At 44.6% G+C, this 20,098-nt stretch carries 10 protein-coding genes; 9 read left to right on the forward strand and 1 reads right to left on the reverse strand.

Features of this window, described 5'->3' with window-relative positions:
• Nucleotides 1-243 precede the first annotated feature (243 nt).
• From QUF19_RS08045 to QUF19_RS08055, 3 genes are all read left to right on the forward strand, one after another.
• Nucleotides 244-1,374: a PcfJ domain-containing protein gene (locus QUF19_RS08045; RefSeq protein WP_286298497.1), complete on the forward strand. Its 1,131-nt coding sequence runs from the start codon at nt 244-246 to the stop codon at nt 1,372-1,374.
• A 24-nt stretch (nt 1,375-1,398) separates the two neighbouring features.
• Entirely contained in the window at nt 1,399-1,536 is a 138-nt protein-coding gene (locus tag QUF19_RS08050; protein WP_286298499.1) for a hypothetical protein, read from the forward strand.
• Nucleotides 1,537-1,645: 109 nt separating this feature from the next.
• Nucleotides 1,646-2,119 (forward strand): GNAT family N-acetyltransferase, encoded by a 474-nt coding sequence (locus tag QUF19_RS08055; protein ID WP_286298502.1) that lies wholly within the window; start codon nt 1,646-1,648, stop codon nt 2,117-2,119.
• A gap of 18 nt (nt 2,120-2,137) precedes the next feature.
• Here QUF19_RS08055 and QUF19_RS08060 read toward each other — a convergent pair whose 3' ends face one another.
• Nucleotides 2,138-2,923, reverse strand: coding sequence for a 4'-phosphopantetheinyl transferase family protein (locus QUF19_RS08060; protein WP_286298503.1), 786 nt, complete (start codon nt 2,921-2,923; stop codon nt 2,138-2,140).
• Nucleotides 2,924-3,161: 238 nt separating this feature from the next.
• Between QUF19_RS08060 and QUF19_RS08065 the strand changes: the two genes are divergently transcribed.
• The 6 genes from QUF19_RS08065 (at nt 3,162) to QUF19_RS08090 (ending at nt 20,033) form a co-directional block, all read left to right on the forward strand.
• A complete protein-coding gene (locus QUF19_RS08065; protein ID WP_286298505.1) occupies nt 3,162-3,941 on the forward strand; it encodes an ABC transporter ATP-binding protein in 780 nt (259 codons plus the stop codon).
• Nucleotides 3,938-4,876: an ABC transporter substrate-binding protein gene (locus tag QUF19_RS08070; protein WP_286298507.1), complete on the forward strand. Its 939-nt coding sequence runs from the start codon at nt 3,938-3,940 to the stop codon at nt 4,874-4,876. The genes QUF19_RS08065 and QUF19_RS08070 overlap by 4 nt, the downstream gene beginning before the upstream one ends.
• Entirely contained in the window at nt 4,873-6,849 is a 1,977-nt protein-coding gene (fhuB, locus tag QUF19_RS08075) for a Fe(3+)-hydroxamate ABC transporter permease FhuB (protein WP_286298509.1), read from the forward strand. Before QUF19_RS08070 ends, fhuB begins: the two co-directional genes overlap by 4 nt.
• Nucleotides 6,850-7,047: 198 nt before the next feature.
• Nucleotides 7,048-8,703, forward strand: coding sequence for a multidrug ABC transporter permease/ATP-binding protein (locus QUF19_RS08080; RefSeq protein WP_286298511.1), 1,656 nt, complete (start codon nt 7,048-7,050; stop codon nt 8,701-8,703).
• Between the two features lie 59 nt (nt 8,704-8,762).
• Nucleotides 8,763-8,975: an MbtH family protein gene (locus QUF19_RS08085; protein WP_065103530.1), complete on the forward strand. Its 213-nt coding sequence runs from the start codon at nt 8,763-8,765 to the stop codon at nt 8,973-8,975.
• 93 nt (nt 8,976-9,068) lie between these two features.
• Nucleotides 9,069-20,033 (forward strand): non-ribosomal peptide synthetase, encoded by a 10,965-nt coding sequence (locus tag QUF19_RS08090; protein ID WP_286298515.1) that lies wholly within the window; start codon nt 9,069-9,071, stop codon nt 20,031-20,033.
• Nucleotides 20,034-20,098: the final 65 nt, after the last annotated feature.

Below are 20,098 nucleotides of genomic sequence, written 5' to 3' on the forward strand. Positions count from 1 at the left end.
AATTAAAGCCTCTTGTTATTAGTGATGTTATAAGCATAGTTTCTCTCTAAGTAAATGATATCGAAGAGGTCTCATATTGCGTAAAATCGTCATTCAAAGATCTTCTAAGTACTCTCGTATTTATATCGCTTTGATTGATAAGAAATTTACAAAAGGTTGTTATAGTGACTTCAGTCCGAGCTTTAGGCTTTTCGTCATTAGATAAGTTCGACAGTTCAACGCGCCATTAACGAAGAGGCATCAATGACAGCATTACTTACCATTCCCACTCGCACATTAGGCTTTGATTACGATATTGAGATCAGTGATTGGTCGCAAAAGCTCGTGGGCTTTCATGTGTTTGAAGATGGTAGACGTCCGCTCGATGGTGGTATTGGTTTAAGCCTCAATCTCGTTGAACAGTTTGATGTAAATGGTCGTTGGTTAGATTCGTTGCCTGCTCGTTATCGTGAAATCACCGATGATTTTCCAGAGTATCAATATCAAATGCTCTGGTTAGCTGCCAACACTTATGAAGCGGCGCAACTGCTTGAATTAAGGCCGGTTATTTTGGCGTTAATCTGCATGAAACACAGTGTCGATAACAAAAAAGCGTTGGAACTGAGTCGTTTAGGGCAAAAGAAGATCTTAGCTAAACTCGGCTTAGACGGCAGTAAAGCGACGCTCAAGTTTATCGACAAGTTAGAGCTTCATTACAACGTCGGTGATGAGCTTGACCACATTGTTAGAATTCTCGAACCGCTACAAAGGCGTGTGCTCAAATTCAAACATTACTCTAAAGTAGGTTACACGGCGCTGCGTTTGGATCAGGTTCATCCGTTTTTAACCGGCAGTCGATTAGGCATTGCGATGGTTGAAGAGGGCAGGCTCAATGCCCCTTCAAAAATGGCCATGTTCCAAGATGCGATTTTACTAGGTCAAGATTTGGAGATGGATGACCCACTGCGCGCTATCACGAGTCAAAACTCCTTTGCTATGTTTGAACAACTGCATGATAGATGGACAGAGCAGCGTCAACTGAGAAGGTTAGAGGGAAATCGCCCTGTGGACATGGACATCCCTTATCCAGTTCCTTTACTCGGTAACGACAACATTCATCCGCTGACTGATTACTACGACCTTGAACAAGAGGGCGTGGAACAAAAACATTGTATTGGTGTTTATCATAATAGAATCATGAGCGACCGCTATGTGGTATTTCGCATGCTCAAACCTCAGCGCTTAACCATTGGCCTGCGTCGTGTTCCGAGCAAAGCCTTTCCGTTTGAAATTGATCAGATTTGTGGGAAACGAAATGCCCCGCCATCTGAGTCTGCTCGCCAAGTCATTCATGATTGGTTAGAAGTGAGTAAGCAAAAGTATCCGAAGCAATAGCTGTGAAGTAGAAGGAATAACAGGATGTTTCAACAAGGTGATTTATGCCCGCATTGTGGTTTGATTATTGTTATGCCAACAGATTTGCAAGCGGAGTGCTTGGGTTGCGGCGAAGAGATCAATCAAGATCCTGATGAAGAACATTATGAGGAAGAGGAATAACCACCTTCTTATCACAAGGGAACAGGTTCGATATCGTTATACTTAGTAGAGGTTATAACCCACTACTAATATATTCCACGCAGCACGAGTATTTGAAAAGGAATTTTAAATGCAGAGAGTCGTATTCAGACAATGTGAACAACACTCACCATACTGGCAGCAACTCGAACGACTTTTCCAAAGCGCATGGTCGGATTTCGACTTTAAGGCTTCATATTCCGACGAAGCCAATCTAGATAACCCCCAGTTACCACCTGTAATTGTTGTGCTACGAGATAATGTCGTCATCGGTGGGTTAGCGTATTCCCATTTTCAAGAACCTCATCAAGTAAGAGACGTGGTTTGGGTCAATGCTGTTTATGTTGATTCCCAGTGGCGTGGTCAAGGTATTGCGAGTGAATTGATTAAACGCGCAGTCGCGCAAATGCCAGAATACTATCGATCTCAACCTCAATCCTCGAAAGATTCAACGTCTAAGTTGTACGCCTACACCAATATTGCACCTTTGTACCTTTCTCTCGGTTGGTCAATTGTCGATATTGAAACCGACCCAGAACATCACGTGATGAGAGTTTCGTTTTAGGTTAAAACAAAATAGTCGCTATGTATCTGCCGAGTAGTCACACACCGTCAGGTATGCGTTCTGTTGTGCTAAGTAGTCGTATTGGCAAATTATACTCTCCGATTTATTGCCCTTTGAATCATGACTCTCTGAATCCGAAATTTGCGAAGTAATATCTTTGGACAGTTCGAACTGAACTGTGTCATTGTCGATTGCGAACAATCTTGCCGAGTTAAAATTTAGTCCTCTTCTAGCAAAGCGAGCCAATGCTTTGTAAATAGACTCCTTAGCCGAAAATAGCAATGTCACAGCTTCTGCCCGAGTTAAGCCATATCTCACCACCAAACCGACCTCTTGAACGGTTGCGACTATGTTCTCGATATCATCACAAACTTCACTGGAGATTAGGTGTTGGATATCGAGCCCAATGTTTTCTCTGTTCGCAGTAGAAGAAGGTAAAACGGCAACTGTGGCTAAATCGTTACTATGAGAAATAGAGCCAATGACATCACTTGGTAGGCGCGGACTTCGGTCGCTATTCGGTTCAAGGGCTTGATGTGAAAAGCCCAGGTTTTGTAATTCTCTCGCGACCAAATATCGTCCCGCAAAATATTCCGCCTTTCTTTTGTCGACCGATTGAGTGATCGCGATAGGGCAGTATACGTTTGTTATATCAAACAGACGGTCGTCATAGCTTTGTTGATCAAACTGCGCGACATGGATTTCAATACCTTTAGTTTTGCAGCTCAATTCTTTTTGAAAGCCAAATTCGGCCACAATAAATGGATGATCGGTTGGTAGTGGACGAAAGGTGTTGTTCATCATTAGCTTAACCATTTTGCAACAAGGTGAATAATCAATAATAAGCATCCATTATTCATAGTAAGGTCTCTAACCCTCTAAAAAATAGGGGAAAGGTCGTATGGCATATAGTTTAATCTAAATGAAAATCGTTTGCATTTGAATTTTTGCGAGTGTATAAAAGCGTGTCTGTTAATGATTTTATGAATATGTTCGTATTTCATTAATTTTTTAGTGAATGATGTGTTTTAAGGTTGAAGGTATGCTCGAAGCAAAGGGACTCGGTTTTAGCGTAGGGGATAAGCAATTGCTCAAGACATTCAATGTGTCGTTTGAGCAAGGAAAAATCTACGCTTTGGTTGGGCATAACGGCTCGGGGAAATCGACCTTATTAAAGTTGTTAGCGAAGCAGCAGAGCGCTACTTCAGGCGATATTTTCTTGAAAGATAAAGCGGTCGCTAAATGGTCTGATAAGGACTTCGCACAGCAAATTGCTTACTTACCTCAACATTTACCTGTAACCGACAGTTTATCTGGCAAAGATCTCGTGAGCTTTGGTCGCTACCCTTGGCATGGCTTATTGGGTCGACTTTCAAGTAAAGATAAACAGTATGTTGAAGAGGCAATGCAACTTACCGACACAGTGCAATACGCTGATCGTCTGGTGGACACTTTATCGGGTGGTGAACGCCAGCGTGTGTGGCTTGCGATGTTGTTAGCTCAACGCACCAAATACCTTTTGCTTGATGAACCTTTAGCGGCACTTGATATCGGTCATCAGATTGAAATGCTGACATTGATTAAGCGACTGAGTGAAACATTAGAGATTGGCGTGATCATCGTCATTCACGACATCAATATGGCTGCGCGTTTCTGCGATCACATTATTGCCTTGCATAGTGGTGAGTTATTAGTCGAAGGTGAGGTTGATGAGGTGTTTAAAGAGTCAATATTGAAAGATATCTATGGTGTGCCTATGCACATTACTCAACATTCTGCGGGTTACCCAGTCGCGATGCCTGGTGATTTGGAGCCAGCATGATGCTTAAACATTTTTTCCAATCAATATTACATCGCTCGCACGTTAATCGTACTCTTATTTCAAGTGTCGTCATCTCGAGCTTACTGGCGTTTTCTTCACTTTCGTCAGCCAGTCAAGCTACGTCTGAGTTGAATGATGGTGCTCGACCTCGATTGGTTTCTATCGATTGGACTCACACTGAAACGCTTTTGGCATTGGGCGTTGTTCCTGTCGCGGTAGCGCAAATACCCGATTACAACTCGTGGGTAAAGTCTCCTCAAATTCCCCCAACTGTTGCTGATGTTGGCTTACGAACGCAGCCAAACCTTGAACGTATTCATGAGCTTAAACCAGACAAGATATTACTCTCTCCAATGTTTTCAACGCTGGAGACTCAACTAAGCAAAATTGCCCCTGTCACGACCATTGGTTTGTACCGAAGTGGAGATGTTGATTGGTCGGCGTTAGAAACGGTTACTCGAAAGCTAGCAGAGGTCTCTGAGAAACAACCTCAAGCTGAAGTTTTGATTCAGAAAGCGAATGCTGAAATGGATCGTTTAGGATCTCAGCTACCCAACAGTGCGCCTGCAATGTTGATGGTGCAATTCATGGACACTAATCACGTTCGCGTCTTTGGAGACAACAGCCTATACAAAGCTTCAGTCAACAAGATTGGCCTTGAATCAGCATGGAAAGAGCAAACCAACGCTTGGGGTTACAGTTTGGTTGGTGTCGATCAGCTCATTGGTGTTAAAGGACAAATCGTGATTATTTCGCCAATGCCAGCAGGGACTGAAGAGAGCCTTAAAGCAAATCAGTTTTGGCAATACATTGTGAAAGAGTCGGGCTATCCCGCCTTACAAGTACCAGCAGTTTGGAGCTTCGGGGCGATACCTTCTGCAACACGCTTTGCGCGCTTCATTGTCTCTGAATTGAACCAAGGAGACGTGCTATGAGAGCTCTCTCGTTTGGTGTTTTAACACTGTTAATGGTTTCTACATTAGCGCTAATTGGCCAACACTTATCTGTCTCTCAATTTGGACTGAGCCGACTTTCTAGTTTGTGGAGTGCTGATTTCACCTCTCTAGATTCAGTGAAACTGCATTTGGCTTGGTGGCCGAGGTTATTCACCACACTGTTATCTGGCGCAGCGCTCGCGGTGGCGGGAGTTTTGATGCAACAAGTGCTCAGAAACCCGTTGGCTTCACCGTCTACGTTAGGTGTTGCGAGTGGTTCGAGCTTTGCACTTATGTTAGCGACGCTTTACGCCCCTTGGCTTTTAGAGTGGTCTTATTCGCTGGTGGCGCTTGTTGGTGGCGTAACTACCATTAGTTTGGTGTTTGCTTTGTCTTGGCGACGAGCTTTGTCTCCAACTGTGGTGATTGTATCTGGCTTAGTCGTGAACCTCTATTTTGGTGCTTTGAGTACTGTCTTATTGATGGTGAACCAAGACAAACTGAATGGCTTAATGATTTGGGGCGCAGGTTCATTGGTTCAAACCGGATGGGGAGATGTTCAGTACTTAGCTCCACGTTTAGCGATTGCGACTCTCATGGCGTTTCTGTTTGTAAAACCATTGAGCTTGCTCCAGTTATCAGAGCAAGGCGCTAAGAGCTTAGGTGTTTCGTTACCCAAATTGAGAATTGGTTGTTTAGGGTTAGCTGTATTGTTGACGGCATGGGTTGTCAGTGCTGTCGGTGTTATCGGTTTTGTTGGTTTAGCCGCACCAGCGTTAGCACGTTTAATGGGCGTGCACCGTTTAGTCCCTAAATTATTGGTATCTATGGTGTTAGGTGGCTTGTTGTTAAGCCTTACCGATCTGCTGATTCAACAACTACCTGGCATCATGTCGATGTTTATACCAACAGGTGCTGCAACGGCTGCGTTAGGTGCTCCGTTGTTATTGTGGTTGTTGCCTAAGTTATCAATGAAAAGCCAATCACAAACGCAAACGGTATTAACGCGTCATAAGGAAGTAGCTTCTCGCTTAAACAAGCATTCAGTGGTATTGGCCAGCTTGTTTATTGTTCTGTCACTGGTTGTATTCAGTTTGTTTTCTGTACAGACAGAAGGTTGGCGTTGGTTATTTCAAACTCAAGACTGGGCAATGCTTGAATGGCGTTTGCCTCGATTAACAGCAGCGGCATTGGCGGGCGGCATGTTGGCCGTCGCTGGTACGATCGTTCAGCGTTTGAGTGGCAACCCAATGGCTAGCCCAGAAGTGATTGGTATTAGTTCTGGTACGGCATTAGGTTTGATCATCGCAATCTTTGCGGGCTTTGGAAGCAGCGTTGTTGGGCTTTATGTCGGTGGCTTTATTGGCGCGGTCTGTACTTTGGGAATCATTGTTGTGCTTAACCAAAAGTCGGGCTTCCAACCGGAAAGAGTATTACTAACAGGCGTTGCGATAACGGCACTGATGAACGCTGTGCAAAGTTTTGTACTGGCAGGCGGTGACCCAAGGAGTTATCAAGTTCTGGCTTGGTTGGCAGGTTCAACGTATTACGTCACCGAAGAAACACTCGTTCCGTTACTGATATCTTCGGTGGTATTTATCTCGTTAGGTTTTCTCTGTGCGCGATGGTTGGATGTGTTGCCATTAGGGCAGGCGAGTGCGCAATCTCTTGGTATCAATGTATCAAGATCTCGAATTCTATTGTTGGTGCTGGTGGCATGTTTAACCGTGAGCGCAACACTGGTGGTGGGTCCATTAAGCTTTATTGGTTTGATGGCTCCACACATGGCGAGACTATTTGGTTATAGCCGTGCTAAAGAGCACTTGATCTGTTCTTCGTTAATTGGAATGGCGCTGATGTTGTTCTCGGATTGGCTTGGTAGACAGTGGCTTTACCCACAAGAGATCCCGGCAGGCTTGGTGGCTTCGATTATCGGTGGCATGTACTTGATGTGGGGCTTAAGAAGGTTATAGCTTAGTCGCTTGCAGTCGCTGTAGTTACTTGTAGCGACTACTGAACGCTTGTTAACGGGTGTCTATTGAATGAACTGGTTGAGCTTCTAGAGGCCAGGACTAAACAACAAGATTATCCAGTTCGCTTTATACGGGATTATCCTTTTCTTAGTTGATAATGATAATCACAATAATAATTAATTAAATGGTGTGTATGAAATGGGGTTGATCCTATTACTGGCTGAAAAACAGAAAAAATCACTTTCCTTCGTGATCTTGTTGAGTATAGCGAGTGCGTTCCTGAGCGTTGGCGTGATTGCGTTTATTCAGCACAAATTACTTGAAAGCAATGGGTCACTTTCCAATACCCTAATTCAGTTTACTTTGCTGCTGATTGGTTTGTTGGTCACAGCCACCGTTGCTCAAGTCGCTCTCCATAAACTGGGTCATAAATTCGTTTATAACAAGCGTTGTGAATTGGTCTCTCAATTATTGAATACCGATATTGAGCAAGTCGAGAAGGTTGGAAGTGCAGGGGTACTCGCGTCACTGAACACAGACATTCGTAACATCACTATCGCGTTCGTACATTTGCCAGAGCTGATTTATGGCTTGGTATTAACAGTGGTGGCATTGGTCTACCTGGCTTTTCTGTCTATGCCTCTGTTTGGTGTCAGCGTTTTAATGCTGTCTTTAACCGGTGTCATTGGCTATCTGCTTGTTACGCGCATCACTAAACACGTTAAACAGGTTCGTGAGTACGACGACAAGTTGTATCACGACTACCAGTCCTTGATTGATGGACGTAAAGAGCTGTCTTTAAATCCATTCAGAGCCAAGCGTTACTTTGATGAAACCTTTTCAGTCAATGCTGAAGGTTACAGAAATGAAGTGACACAGGCCGATATCCTAAATGGTTTCGCTGCCAACATGGCGAACACCGTGGTATTGGCGCTGATTGGTTTGAATTTTTACCTAGCGACTGGTTTAGGTTGGGCGACATTAGAAGTCGCGTCTACATTTGCGTTGGTCGTGTTGTTTATGAGAACACCATTGATGTCTGCAGTAGGTTCAATTCCAACCTTGATTACTGCCAACATTTCGATGAAGAAGTTGTCATCGTTAGAGTTGAGTATCGATCGAAGCTTGAGTCCGAAATCGGCAAAAACCAAAGTATTCAATTCACTAGAACTCGTGGGAGCGAGCTATCGATACCGCTCAGATTCTGATGGCGACGCATTCGGCGTAGGTCCAATCGATTTCAAAATAGAACGCGGTGAGCACATCTTCATTATTGGTGGTAATGGCAGTGGTAAATCGACCTTTGCTCGTTTGCTGACTGGACTCTACCGACCGCATTCTGGCCAAGTCTATGTTGATGGTAATGAGGTGACTCAAGCGCATTGGCAAGATTATCGCCATCAATTCTCTGCTGTATTCAGTGATTTCCATTTATTCCATCAAATTGTCGATGGTGAAGGTCAAGACATCGATAGCAAAGATATTGACGAATGGATGGTACGTCTTGAAATGGCACATAAGGTCGATCACCAGCAAGGTAAGTTGAGTGATGTTCGCTATTCACAAGGTCAGCGAAAGCGACTGGCACTGATGATGTCAGTACTCGAAAAACGCGGTTGTATTCTGCTTGATGAATGGGCCGCTGATCAGGACCCACGCTTTAGAAAACTATTTTACCGCCAGTTATTACCACTGCTAAAACAACGTGGCGTGACTGTAATCGCGATTACTCATGATGACGCTTATTTTGATGCCGCAGACCGCATTTTCAAAATGGATAGGGGCAATCTTATTGAGTTGAGCAAAGGGAATTTGGCTCAAGCGCACCAAGCACTAGAAAGTGTTGTCGCTTGAGTTTTTAAGAGTCGAGTTAGGCTCAAAAACATAATAAAACAAAGTTAGTTGAGGAAAGAATGAGTATCGATAGCCCCAATACGGAATTTACCGTTGTTATAAACGAACAAGAACAATACAGCATTTGGCCAACCTACCACTTAGTACCCAATGGTTGGACTGAGGTCGGTGTAAAAGGCAACAAAGAACATTGTCTTGCGCACATCCGTGAAGTTTGGACCGATATGCGTCCGAAAAGTTTACGCGACGCAATAGACGCTCTAGAACACTAAACCCGTTTAACTTTTAGTCAGCACCTGTACTTTTCGCCTATAACGGGCGAATTGAGGATTTCTGTAACCAAATTTCATGTTTAGGTAATAAAAATGTCAGTGGATGATGAACAAATTTTGGATTCCGTAACGCCTTGGAACCCGCTCTCATACTCTCAACAACGCTTGTGGTTATTTCAGCAATTACAACCGATGAGCCTGGCCTATAACCTAGGTGGTTTACTTTGGTTTGAAGGTGAAGATATCACCGCTGAAAAGATCCAACATTCATTAAATGAAATGGTGTCGGCATTTCCCTCGTTACGCAGTCAGTTTTCCGAAATTGAGGGAAAATCGGCTCAACGCGTCTTGCCTTTTAGTCCTGTTGATTATGATTATATCGACATGCAGGGTGGCTCGGATGCGGTTGAAGTTATTAATCAAGATGCTCGTAAACGTTGGCAACAACCGTTCAATTTATTGGAAGGCAATCTTGCTCGCTGTTGTATTTATCGGGTCAGTGAACATCGCTTTGCTGTGTTGCTTTCGACTCATCACATTGTCACTGATGCTTGGTCATTTCAAATCAAAATTAAGATGCTGGTCAACTCAGTTGCAGGCAAAACCTACAATGGGAAAGAGGTTCAAAGTTATCTTGATTACGCTGCAGAGCAAGCCAGTACAGAAAAGTCTGATATCTATAAGCAACAGAAAGCGGCATGGATAGAGAATCAGTTTATCGGTGAAGAGTCGCTGTCGTTATCAAACCTGAATGACCAATCACAAGACACTTATGGGGCGAGACATGAGCTTGTTAGCTTGTCTAACGAAACTAATGACTCAATCAAAAAGTTAAGCCATAAGCTAGGCGCGACTAAATTTGAGGTTTTGGCATCTGCAATGATGCTAACGCTACGCCAGTACTCTTCTAATGTTCATCCTTCTATTTGTGTTCCCGCCTTAAACCGAAATACTAAGAATCGCAGAACGGTAGGCTTTTATGTGAATAGTGCCGTGATGGGCTATCGCATTGATGCTGAGATGTCGTTGTCGCAGCTAGTAAATAATACCCATGCGTCCATGAAAGCGTCTTTGGCATTTGAAGGTACGCCGTTAGAGGCGTTAGTGGGTGATTTACCGCTACCGACAACCGCTTTAAACTTTAGAAATCATGGTGACAAATTATCGATTAACACCAACGGAGTGTTTGCAGAGTTTGAAGAGTTTCCAGTATTAGAAACACCGTTTGAGTTGGTGTTGGATGTCATCAATAAAGGCGATGCTCCGCTGCGATTTGTCTATGCAAAAGAGAAGTTTACCCGACCGTTTATTACCAAATTTATCGAAAGCTTTAAGATTAATTTAGCGACCATTGTTCAATCGCCCAACGCTGCTGTCGCCTCAGTTAATGCTCTATCAAGTAAAGACATGAGGTTAATCGACCAACATGGTTCAGGTGACCACTCATGGCAATACCGTCCATTCACTGACTTAGTGACTGAACAAGCATTTAAGTGCCCGAACAGCATTGCGTTAAAACACCAAAACGAGTCAATGAGCTACCTAGAACTAGAGACTCGCTCTAACCAATTAGCGCATTCTATTTTATCTCAAGGCACTGCGGCTAAATCACCAATCGGTGTGATGATGGAACGCGGTGTCGATATGATCGTCTCTATGATCGCAGTTTTGAAAGCTGGCTCGCCGTTCTTACCATTAGACCCTGATTATCCAACGGAACGATTAAGCTTCATGTTGGAAGACAGCGGGGCAGAATTACTTCTCACTCATTCTAAATCTAACGATAGATGCAGAGACGTTTTGAGTGGGGGTAACGGTGTCAATCAATTCTGTATTGAGAGTGCAGAGCTTGCGAACTTGTCTTCAGATAACTCTTTTAATCGCCCGTTGGCCGAAGAGCTGGCCTATATCATCTATACCTCTGGTTCAACGGGAAAGCCAAAAGGTGTCACCATATCGCATGAAGGTTTGAGCATGCACGTTCAGACCATTGGTCAGCGTTATGGCATGAGCGAACAAGACGTAGAATTACATTTCGCCTCCATCAGCTTTGATGGTGCTGTTGAACGTTGGACCGTGCCATTAGCGTTTGGCTCAAAGCTAGTGATACGCGATCAAGAATTATGGACAGCCGAGCAAACTTGTAACGCACTTCAGCAAGAAGGTGTGACTATTGCTTGCTTCCCTCCGAGTTATGTAGGCCCGCTACTCGATTGGATTGAAGCGACGAAGCCTGCACTGGCATTGCGTTCAATTACCTTAGGTGGCGAAGCCTTCACCCGTGAGACCTTTGAGCGTATTCAACATGTACTAGCGCCACCACGAATTATCAATGGTTACGGCCCTACTGAAACGGTGATCACACCGATGATTTGGGAGGCGTATACCGACGATACAATGAACAGCGCATATGCACCAATTGGAACGCCAGTGGGTGATCGGAAGTTGTATGTACTTGACTCTGAGTTAAGCCAAGTGCCGTTCGGTTGCAGTGGAGAACTGTATATTGGTTCAGAAGTGGGCTTAGCTGAAGGGTACTTGAAACAACCTAATTTAACCGCTGAACGCTTCTTACCCGATCCATTCTCAAGTAATGGCGAGAGAATGTATCGAACGGGCGACCTGGTACAGTGGCGTGATGATGGCGTCATGGAATATTTAGGTCGTGTTGACCAACAAGTGAAGATCCGTGGTTTCCGTGTTGAGCTCGGAGAGATTGAATCTCAACTTCAAGAGCTTTCCGGAGCTGAATTTTGTGCGGTTGTCGATCATGAATCGCCAACGGGTAAAAAGCTTGTAGGCTATGTTCAGCTAAGCAAAGTTCAACAAAGTAAAGCCCCGTCAAACACTTCCCAATTGCAAAGCGCGAATGACAACGAAGAAGTACAATGGCTTGAACTGCTAGGGCAAACATTGCCTGACTACATGGTACCTGCTTGTATTATTGTTCAAGATAAGCTGCCGCTGACTCCGGCTGGTAAGGTCGATAGAAAGGGGCTGTTTGCTCCTGATTGGACAGAGGTACGCAGTGATCAAGGTGCACTTGAGAACAACCGACAAGTAATGCTTGCTGAAATATGGTGTGAATTACTTAAAGTTAAGAGTATTGGTGCGAACAGCCAGTTCTTCGCGTTAGGTGGAGACTCGATCATGGCACTCCAGTTGGTCGGAAAACTTCGCCAGTTGGGTTTCATGCTATCGCCTAAACAAGTCTTCGATTTTCCGAAGTTGAGAGATATGGCAGGGAGTCTTGAAGAAGCCAAACTTGTTGTTGCAGAACAAGGTAAGCGACAAGGATCAGTGGCGCTGTTGCCGATTCAACAAAGGTACATCGAACATTTTGAGTTGAATCGCTGTAATCAATATATCCAGTTTAAATGGGACTATCCGGCTGATTTAGCAAGATTGACTAACGCATTCCGCGGCCTTATCGAACATCATGACGCGCTTAGATTACGTTTCTCAGCTGATGCCGCAATTGGAATGACGGCAAATTACCAAGACGATGTTGAGTTTACGATTCACTCGTTTGATGGCGAGATAAATATAGACCAAGTTCAAACGAGCATAGACTTAATCAACGGTGTGATAGGTGCGGTTGGCATACGGAGTATGGACGGCTTAGATGAAGCGGCCGAGAATAGTGAAGTGTTAATCGCTATTCATCACTTAGTGGTCGATGCGCTTTCATGGCCAGTCATTATCGAAGATCTCGTTAAACTGTACGCTTCAGAGCCTACATCAGAGCTTTCATATGAGCCAAGAGGTATTTCTGGTCCGCATCTACTTACGCAAAAGACGCATCATCAAGGAAATTGGGCAAATGCTTTAAATACACTGTCGATATCTGATGACCAACAAGATTATTGGGCAGAACAAACCAACGAGCCACTGTATTCCATGCCACGTGGTAAACCTATTTCGACACATTGGCATACTCCGCTATCAAAAATAGAAGCTCTAACAAAAGCAGGATTTGGCTTTGCACGTCTTACACAAGAACAAATAGTGTTCCTTTTGAGTGCTTTAACCGTAAGCACGTTAAATCAAGGTAAAGCGTTAACGATTCATCGCGAATCGCATGGCCGTTTCACCGAGGGTTCTGGGCTTGATCTCAGCCGAACTGTCGGCTGGTATACCTCGTTGTATCCGCAAGCCATTCCGGTTCTTGATTCGTTGGAAGAGTGGGTTACATCCTTAAAAGACAGCTTTGATGCTGACCAACTTGGCGGAGTCACGTTCCACGCTGGTGTCATGCAAAATCTTTGGTCTCATGTTGGCGAAATGGATGTGCTGTTCAACTATCTTGGCAATGCGGCTCAACAGATTAATGACGCAGTCGAGGTGACTAACATCGGCCTGTGGAGAGATGAGTCTAACACTGCAGACGCAGCCATTGTGATCAATGCATCTGTAGTCAAAGACGCATTATTGTGGGATGTCGAATTAGATAATGGATGTTTCAATGAATTTGAAGTTGACGTTTTACACGCGGCATTTGACAGCAGTATCGAACGTCTACATGACTTGTTTATTGAAGCCAGCCCTATATTAACCAAAGCCGATGCGCCATTGGTCGATTTATCTCAAATCCAGTTTAAGCAACTTTGTGGGTGTGTCAGTACCGCTGCCGATTTACCTAGAACGATTCTACCGTTATCAACGTTACAGCAAGGCCTGTATTTCCACGCGAAGCTCTCTGATAGTGACAGCACTTACGTCAATCAAATCACATTGCCTTTGAACAATGTCAATGTGCCAAAGATGGTAGAAGCTTGGCAAAGTGTCATGCAAAGACACCAAATGCTACGTTCAACGTTGTTCTCATTTGATGGAAACGCTTATCTCGCGGAATGGGCAGAACTTGGCTTGGACTATGAGGTGTTGGATGTTCGTAAGCGCAGCCAATTTGATATTGAGGAATATAAGCAACAAAGGGTTGAGGGTGGCTTTCAATTAGAGCAAGTTGTCGAGCGTTCAAAGGTAACACCTTTATGGCGTGTTGATTTCATTCAAACTCACGACCATCAAGTTCAGTGTATTTTCACGATTCACCATATCTTAATGGACGGTTGGAGTACGGGGGTGCTACTCAGCGATTTGTTCACCTTGTACCAAGGTCGTGCTATTACTCCGGTTAAAGGTGAGTTTTCTGATTATCTGGCCTGGACGCAGCGCCAAGACAAAAGCCAGTCTAATGAGTATTGGCAGCATTACCTTCAAGACATAGAGTCGCCAACGCGTTTAGCTGAATCCTTTGGACAATCGAACCTTGAGGCATTTGATTCTAAGGTGTCTAGCTTCCATCGATACAATGATGATTATTCACCGGAAATCGTCAGCGAATGGTTACCTAAACTAAACCAAGTTGGTGTGACGCTTAATACGCTAACGCAAGCGGCTTGGTTACTGACATTGAATCGCTTCACTGGGCAAGAGACTCCAGTATTTGGAAACACGGTAGCAGGGCGCCCAACAGATCTTGCTCATAGTGACTCTATGGTTGGTTTGTTTATTAATACCTTGCCTATTGCGCACCGAGTTGACCTTTCGAAGCCTGTATATGAATGGCTGTTGGATATTCAAACCTCATCAAGTGACCAGCGTGAGTACAGCTACTCATCTTTGTCTGATATCCAAGCGCAGACGGGTTGGTCAGGAGAAAACTTATTCGACACCTTGGTTGTCTTTGAAAACTATCCGTTAGATGAAGCGCTTCTGAAAAGTAAAGGTAACGACGAGTTTAGTATTGGCGAACCTGAAAGCTATGAATTTACTCATTACCCGTTAACCTTGGCAATTTTGCCGAGTGACTCACTTCGTATTGTCTTTGCCTACGATGAAAGCAAGTTTACGTCTCAACAGATTGAAGCACTTTGTACAACTAACCGACATTACTTAACTCAGCTAGTGGAACGCCTAACCGAAGATTTAGGCCGATTACCTGAATTAGCCGAAGCTCAGTTGAGTGAACTTAGGTCGTTTGACCGCCAACCGGAACCATGGGCATTTGAACCGTTTACCGACTTGGTTACAAAGCAGATGTTACTGCGCCCAAACGATGAGGCGTTAGTCTCTAACGTTGAAGCTGATAATGGCCTGCAAAGGCAATCTTTAACGTACCAACAAGTGGTTGAACAGAGTGATGCGATAGCTTCGAGGCTCATTACTGAAGGTGTTGAACGTGACGATATTGTTGGTGTGCTCTTTGAGCGTGGCTGCAATATGCTGGTGGTAATGATGGGCGTCATGAAAGCAGGCGCGGCTTTCTTGCCATTAGACCCTTCATATCCCCAAGAGCGCTTAGACTTTATGGTCAAAGATAGCGGAGCGCGTGTTTTGGTTCATGATTTATTGAGTGAATCGTTAGCGAATCGTATCAGGAACCAAGCTAAAACTATTAGTTATAGCTCGTTTGATTTAACTGAAACCCTTAGCCAAAAGCCTGCGATATTACCTGACCAACTGGCTTACATGATCTACACATCGGGTTCGACTGGCAAGCCGAAAGGGGTCTGTGTATCGCAACAAGGTTTGAGCATGCATGTTCAAACCATAGGTCAACGCTATGGCATGACAGCAAGCGATGTTGAACTCCACTTTGCGTCAATCAGTTTTGATGGCGCGATTGAACGTTGGACCGTGCCATTGGCGTTCGGCTCACGTTTAGTGATTCGAGACCAATCGTTGTGGAGTGCACAACAAACTTGTGATGTTTTGGCTCGTGAACAGGTAACTATTGCGTGTTTCCCTCCAAGTTATGTGTTGCCGTTATTGGAGTGGATAGAGGGTAGCGACCCAGAGCTTTATGTCCGTTCATGGACACTCGGTGGTGAAGCTTTCACTCGCGATACCTATTTCAAACTGCAACACGTATTAAAGCCAAAAAGAATCATTAATGGTTATGGCCCAACTGAAACGGTTGTGACTCCGATGATCTGGGAAGCGTATTCTGATACTGAGCTAGAAAGTGCTTATGCACCGATCGGAAAGGCTGTCGGAAACCGAACCTTATATGTGTTGGATTCTGCGCTCAATCGTGTGCCTACAGGTGTTGCCGGAGAACTTTATATTGGCGAAGAGGTCGGGTTAGCTAGGGGCTACTTTGAGCGTCCAGACTTAACATCAGAAAGCTTTATTCCAGATCCATTCTCAAATAACGGTGAACGAATGTACCGAACCGGAGATGTGGTGAAATGGCGTTCAGACGGAGTGATGGAGTATCTCGGGCGTAGCGACGAGCAAGTTAAGATTCGTGGGTTCAGGGTTGAGTTGGGCGAAATTGAATCTCGTCTACAAAAGATCACAGGTTCAGAGCAGTGCGCGGTAATCGCTTGTGACAGCCCTTCAGGTAAACAGCTAGTGGCGTACATTCAAAGTGATAATGTGCTGTCTAGCGAAGGTGCTTTACAAGATCTTGCGAAAGATCTTCCCGATTACATGGTGCCTAGCCAAGTTGTCAAAATGGATAAGATTCCACTGACTCCAGCAAGTAAAGTGGATAAGAAACGCTTACCAATGCCGAATTGGCAAGAGGTTGTCAGCGCAGACTATATTGCGCCAATCGGTGAGATTGAGTTGGCTTTAGCAAAGCAGTGGCAAGCGCTGTTTGATAAAGAACAGATAAGCCGTGAGGATGATTTCTTTGCCTTAGGTGGTCAGTCGTTACTGGCGACCCAGTTAGTTGGAAGGCTGAGTCAACAAGATGACATCAGATTATCATTACTGGCGGTGTTCGATGCACCAGTGCTTAAAGATCTTGCTGCTCAATGTATGTTTACAGATGTTAGAAATAGGGGAGAAATCGTCTCTTTAGCGCGAGCTTCAAGGCTACCTTATATGCCAGCCTCCGCTGTGCAGAAGCGTTTATGGTTCGTGCAACAACTGTTGCCAGCCAGTGCTGCTTACCACATGCCTCTAGGACTTAAGTTCACGGGCAATGTGAACGTTGCCGCCCTTGAGCGTGCAATCAATGTGTTAGTTGAACGCCATGAGATCTTGAGAACTAACTTCAGTCAGGTTGAAGGTGAGCTCATGCAGTCTATCCATCCTGAGCGTGAAATCTGCCTTGGGATGCACGAAAGCTTAGTGTCCGATGAACAAAGACTCTTAGCATATAAAGAACTGATCGCTAAATCGTTTGATTTCGCTGAAGGCCAGTTGATTCGCTTTGATTGGATAGTAAGAGCTACCGAGCGATCTACTGGTGTTGAACAGGCTGAGCTACTGATTGTAGCGCACCATATTATCTCTGATGGGATATCGATGCAGTTGCTACTAAAAGAGTTAGCTCATTGTTATCAATCGATGATTTCTGAATATGCGGAAAGTGCGGAAAGTGGAAGAGTCTCAGCTTTTGAGCCTACTGCTATTGATGACCTTCAATATGTAGATTATGCGAACTGGCAGAAGCAGTGGCTTGCGTCCGACGAAGCGAGTGAGGAAAAAGCATGGTGGTTGGACGCGTTGAAATACGATATTGACCCTCTAGTGCTGCACAGTGATGTTCCTAGAGAACAAACTGAAACACAAGGCAACCGACTTCACTTTGAACTGACGAATGAGCAAGTTTCTAATATCACTGAATTGGCAACGTCGCATAACACGACTCCTTTCACTGTAATGCTGACACTGTGGCATTTGTTGATACACAAGTATTCCGGCCAAGAGCAAGTGCGTGTTGGTGTGCCGGTTGCTGGTCGCACACAACCTGAAACACAGACGATGCAAGGGTGTTTCATCAACAGCTTGGTGATTCCGGCTCAGTTTAATGGGGAGCAATCTTTCTCGGGTTTATTGCATCAGGTGAAGTCTTTCACAGAGCAAGCTTTGGGCAGGCAAGACTTCCCATTTGAAATGTTGGTTGAATCACTCGGGATTACTGGGAATTTGCAATACCATCCCGTTTTCCAAACCAGTTTCAACTTCCAGCGCTTTGATGAGGAAGAGCTCTTTGATTGGCAAGGGCTGGATGTTGACCCATTTGATCCAGGTGTTGTGAATGCTCAGCTCGAAATCGGTATAGACATCCAACAGATGTCTGAGAATAAGTGGCTTGGTTTCGTAAGCTATGTGTCACCGATTTTCACACAAGATTTCGCACAAGCGTTACTTGGTCATTGGTTATTACTTTTAGATAGGGTAGCTACAAATAGTGATGGGTTAGTTAGCCAACTTCATTTGATAGACGAGACTGCAGAGCAACAAAACCGAGCATTCAATGACACGTCCCTTGATTGGGGTAGGTTTGTGACGCCGTCACACCAGATTCAGCATCAAGCAGAGAAAACACCTGGCTCGATAGCGCTATCGATGCAAGGTCAAATTCTCACGTATAAAGAGTTTGATAAGCGCGTTAATCAACTAGCAAACTGGTTACGAGATAAAGGCGTGAATTCTGAAACTCGTGTTGGATTAGGGCTTGAGCGTTCGTTTGAATTGGTCATTGGCTTACATGCTATCACTCGTGCTGGTGGTGCCTATGTGCCATTGGATCCGAGTTATCCAGTAGAGCGACTGCAGTATATTCTGCAATCAGCCAACATTGACCTGTTATTGATTGACTCAAACTCGGTGCACTTGTGGCCACAAATCCAAGATTGTGAGTATGTCGATTTAAGCAAGCTTGATGTATCGGGACAACCTTCAGTACCACCTTTGGTTCACTGGCATCCAGAGCAGGCGTTGTATGTGATCTTTACTTCTGGTTCAACGGGTTTGCCCAAAGGGGTGGTAAACACTCAAGCTGCATTACAAAACCGTTTGAATTGGATGCAACAAGAATATGTACTCAATGAGTCCGATTGTGTGTTACAGAAAACCCCATTTAGCTTTGATGTCTCGGTGTGGGAGTTCTTCTGGCCATTGATGACTGGTGCACGACTAGCGATCGCACCGCCAGAGGCTCATCGTCAGCCAAGTGTGTTATCTGAAGTCATTCAACAAGAACAAGTGACAACACTTCACTTTGTGCCGTCGATGTTGAATGCATTTTCGGTTGAAACCAATATCTCCGATTGTGTGTCACTCAAACGTATTATCTGTAGTGGAGAAGCATTGCCTGCCGATCTTGTTGAGCAGGTGCTTAGTCATGCACCTGTCGAACTGCACAACCTTTATGGACCCACGGAAGCGGCGATTGATGTCACGTATTGGCCTTGTGAGTTGCCAGTTTCTAAACGTATCCCAATAGGTTATGCGATCAGTAACACGCAACTTTATGTCCTTGATGACAATTGGAACCCGGTACCCATTGGTGTGCCCGGTGAACTGTATTTAGCGGGCATTGGATTAGCGCGTGAATATCTAGCTCGACCGGATTTAACGGCTGATCGATTTATACCGAATCCATTTGGAGAAGCTGGCAGTCGAATGTATCGCACTGGTGACCAAGTGGTGCAACTGGCCGATGGTCGTTTGGAGTATTTAGGTCGCTTGGATAACCAAGTCAAAATTCGCGGTTTACGAATCGAGCTAGAAGAAATTGAGAATGTGATTAACCAACTCGACTGGGTTGAAGAGTCTGCGGTTATTGCATTTAAACATCAGACTGGTGACCAATTGGTTGGTTATGTTGTTGATGCGAGTTGGAGTGAAGACAAACAAACGTTGGTGAAACAGCACTTATCGGAACATTTACCCGATTACATGGTGCCAACGATACTGATTGGGTTGAGCGACATGCCGCTCTCTCCTAATGGCAAACGAGATAGAAAAGCGTTACCAGCGCCTGAATGGCAATCAATCAAATACCGCGCACCGGAAACGGAGTTGGAAATGTGGTTTTCGACTAACTGGGAAGAGGTTCTAGAGGTCTCTCAAGTGGGCTTGGACGATAACTTCTTTGCACTGGGTGGTCATTCTTTATTAGCGACTCGTGTGGTAGCTAAAGCGCATCAAGAGCTTGGTTTGGAAGTGGCACTTAAAGACTTTTTCGAAGCCAATAGCCTGCAGGCACTAACGGATAGTTTGCAAGCACAATATCAAACACAAAATGAACATGAACAAGACGAATTCGATGCCATGGCAGCATTGATGGACGAACTGGAGCTGCTATGAATTACCCAAGAGATAAAAGCCACCTAAAAGATCAGAGCGATCTACAAACAAAGAGCCAGTCAAAA

It is taken from the genome of Vibrio sp. FE10 (assembly GCF_030297155.1).
GTDB lineage: Bacteria > Pseudomonadota > Gammaproteobacteria > Enterobacterales > Vibrionaceae > Vibrio > Vibrio apostichopi.

Bases quoted from the DNA above. Each gene is read 5' to 3' on its own strand.
- QUF19_RS08060 (WP_286298503.1), bottom strand. From the start codon at position 2,923: ATGATGAACAACACCTTTCGTCCACTACCAACCGATCATCCATTTATT.
- QUF19_RS08050 (WP_286298499.1), top strand. From the start codon at position 1,399: ATGTTTCAACAAGGTGATTTATGCCCGCATTGTGGTTTGATTATTGTT.
- QUF19_RS08055 (WP_286298502.1), top strand. From the start codon at position 1,646: ATGCAGAGAGTCGTATTCAGACAATGTGAACAACACTCACCATACTGG.
- QUF19_RS08045 (WP_286298497.1), top strand. From the start codon at position 244: ATGACAGCATTACTTACCATTCCCACTCGCACATTAGGCTTTGATTAC.
- fhuB (WP_286298509.1), top strand. From the start codon at position 4,873: ATGAGAGCTCTCTCGTTTGGTGTTTTAACACTGTTAATGGTTTCTACA.
- QUF19_RS08085 (WP_065103530.1), top strand. From the start codon at position 8,763: ATGAGTATCGATAGCCCCAATACGGAATTTACCGTTGTTATAAACGAA.
- QUF19_RS08065 (WP_286298505.1), top strand. From the start codon at position 3,162: ATGCTCGAAGCAAAGGGACTCGGTTTTAGCGTAGGGGATAAGCAATTG.
- QUF19_RS08070 (WP_286298507.1), top strand. From the start codon at position 3,938: ATGATGCTTAAACATTTTTTCCAATCAATATTACATCGCTCGCACGTT.
- QUF19_RS08080 (WP_286298511.1), top strand. From the start codon at position 7,048: ATGGGGTTGATCCTATTACTGGCTGAAAAACAGAAAAAATCACTTTCC.
- QUF19_RS08090 (WP_286298515.1), top strand. From the start codon at position 9,069: ATGTCAGTGGATGATGAACAAATTTTGGATTCCGTAACGCCTTGGAAC.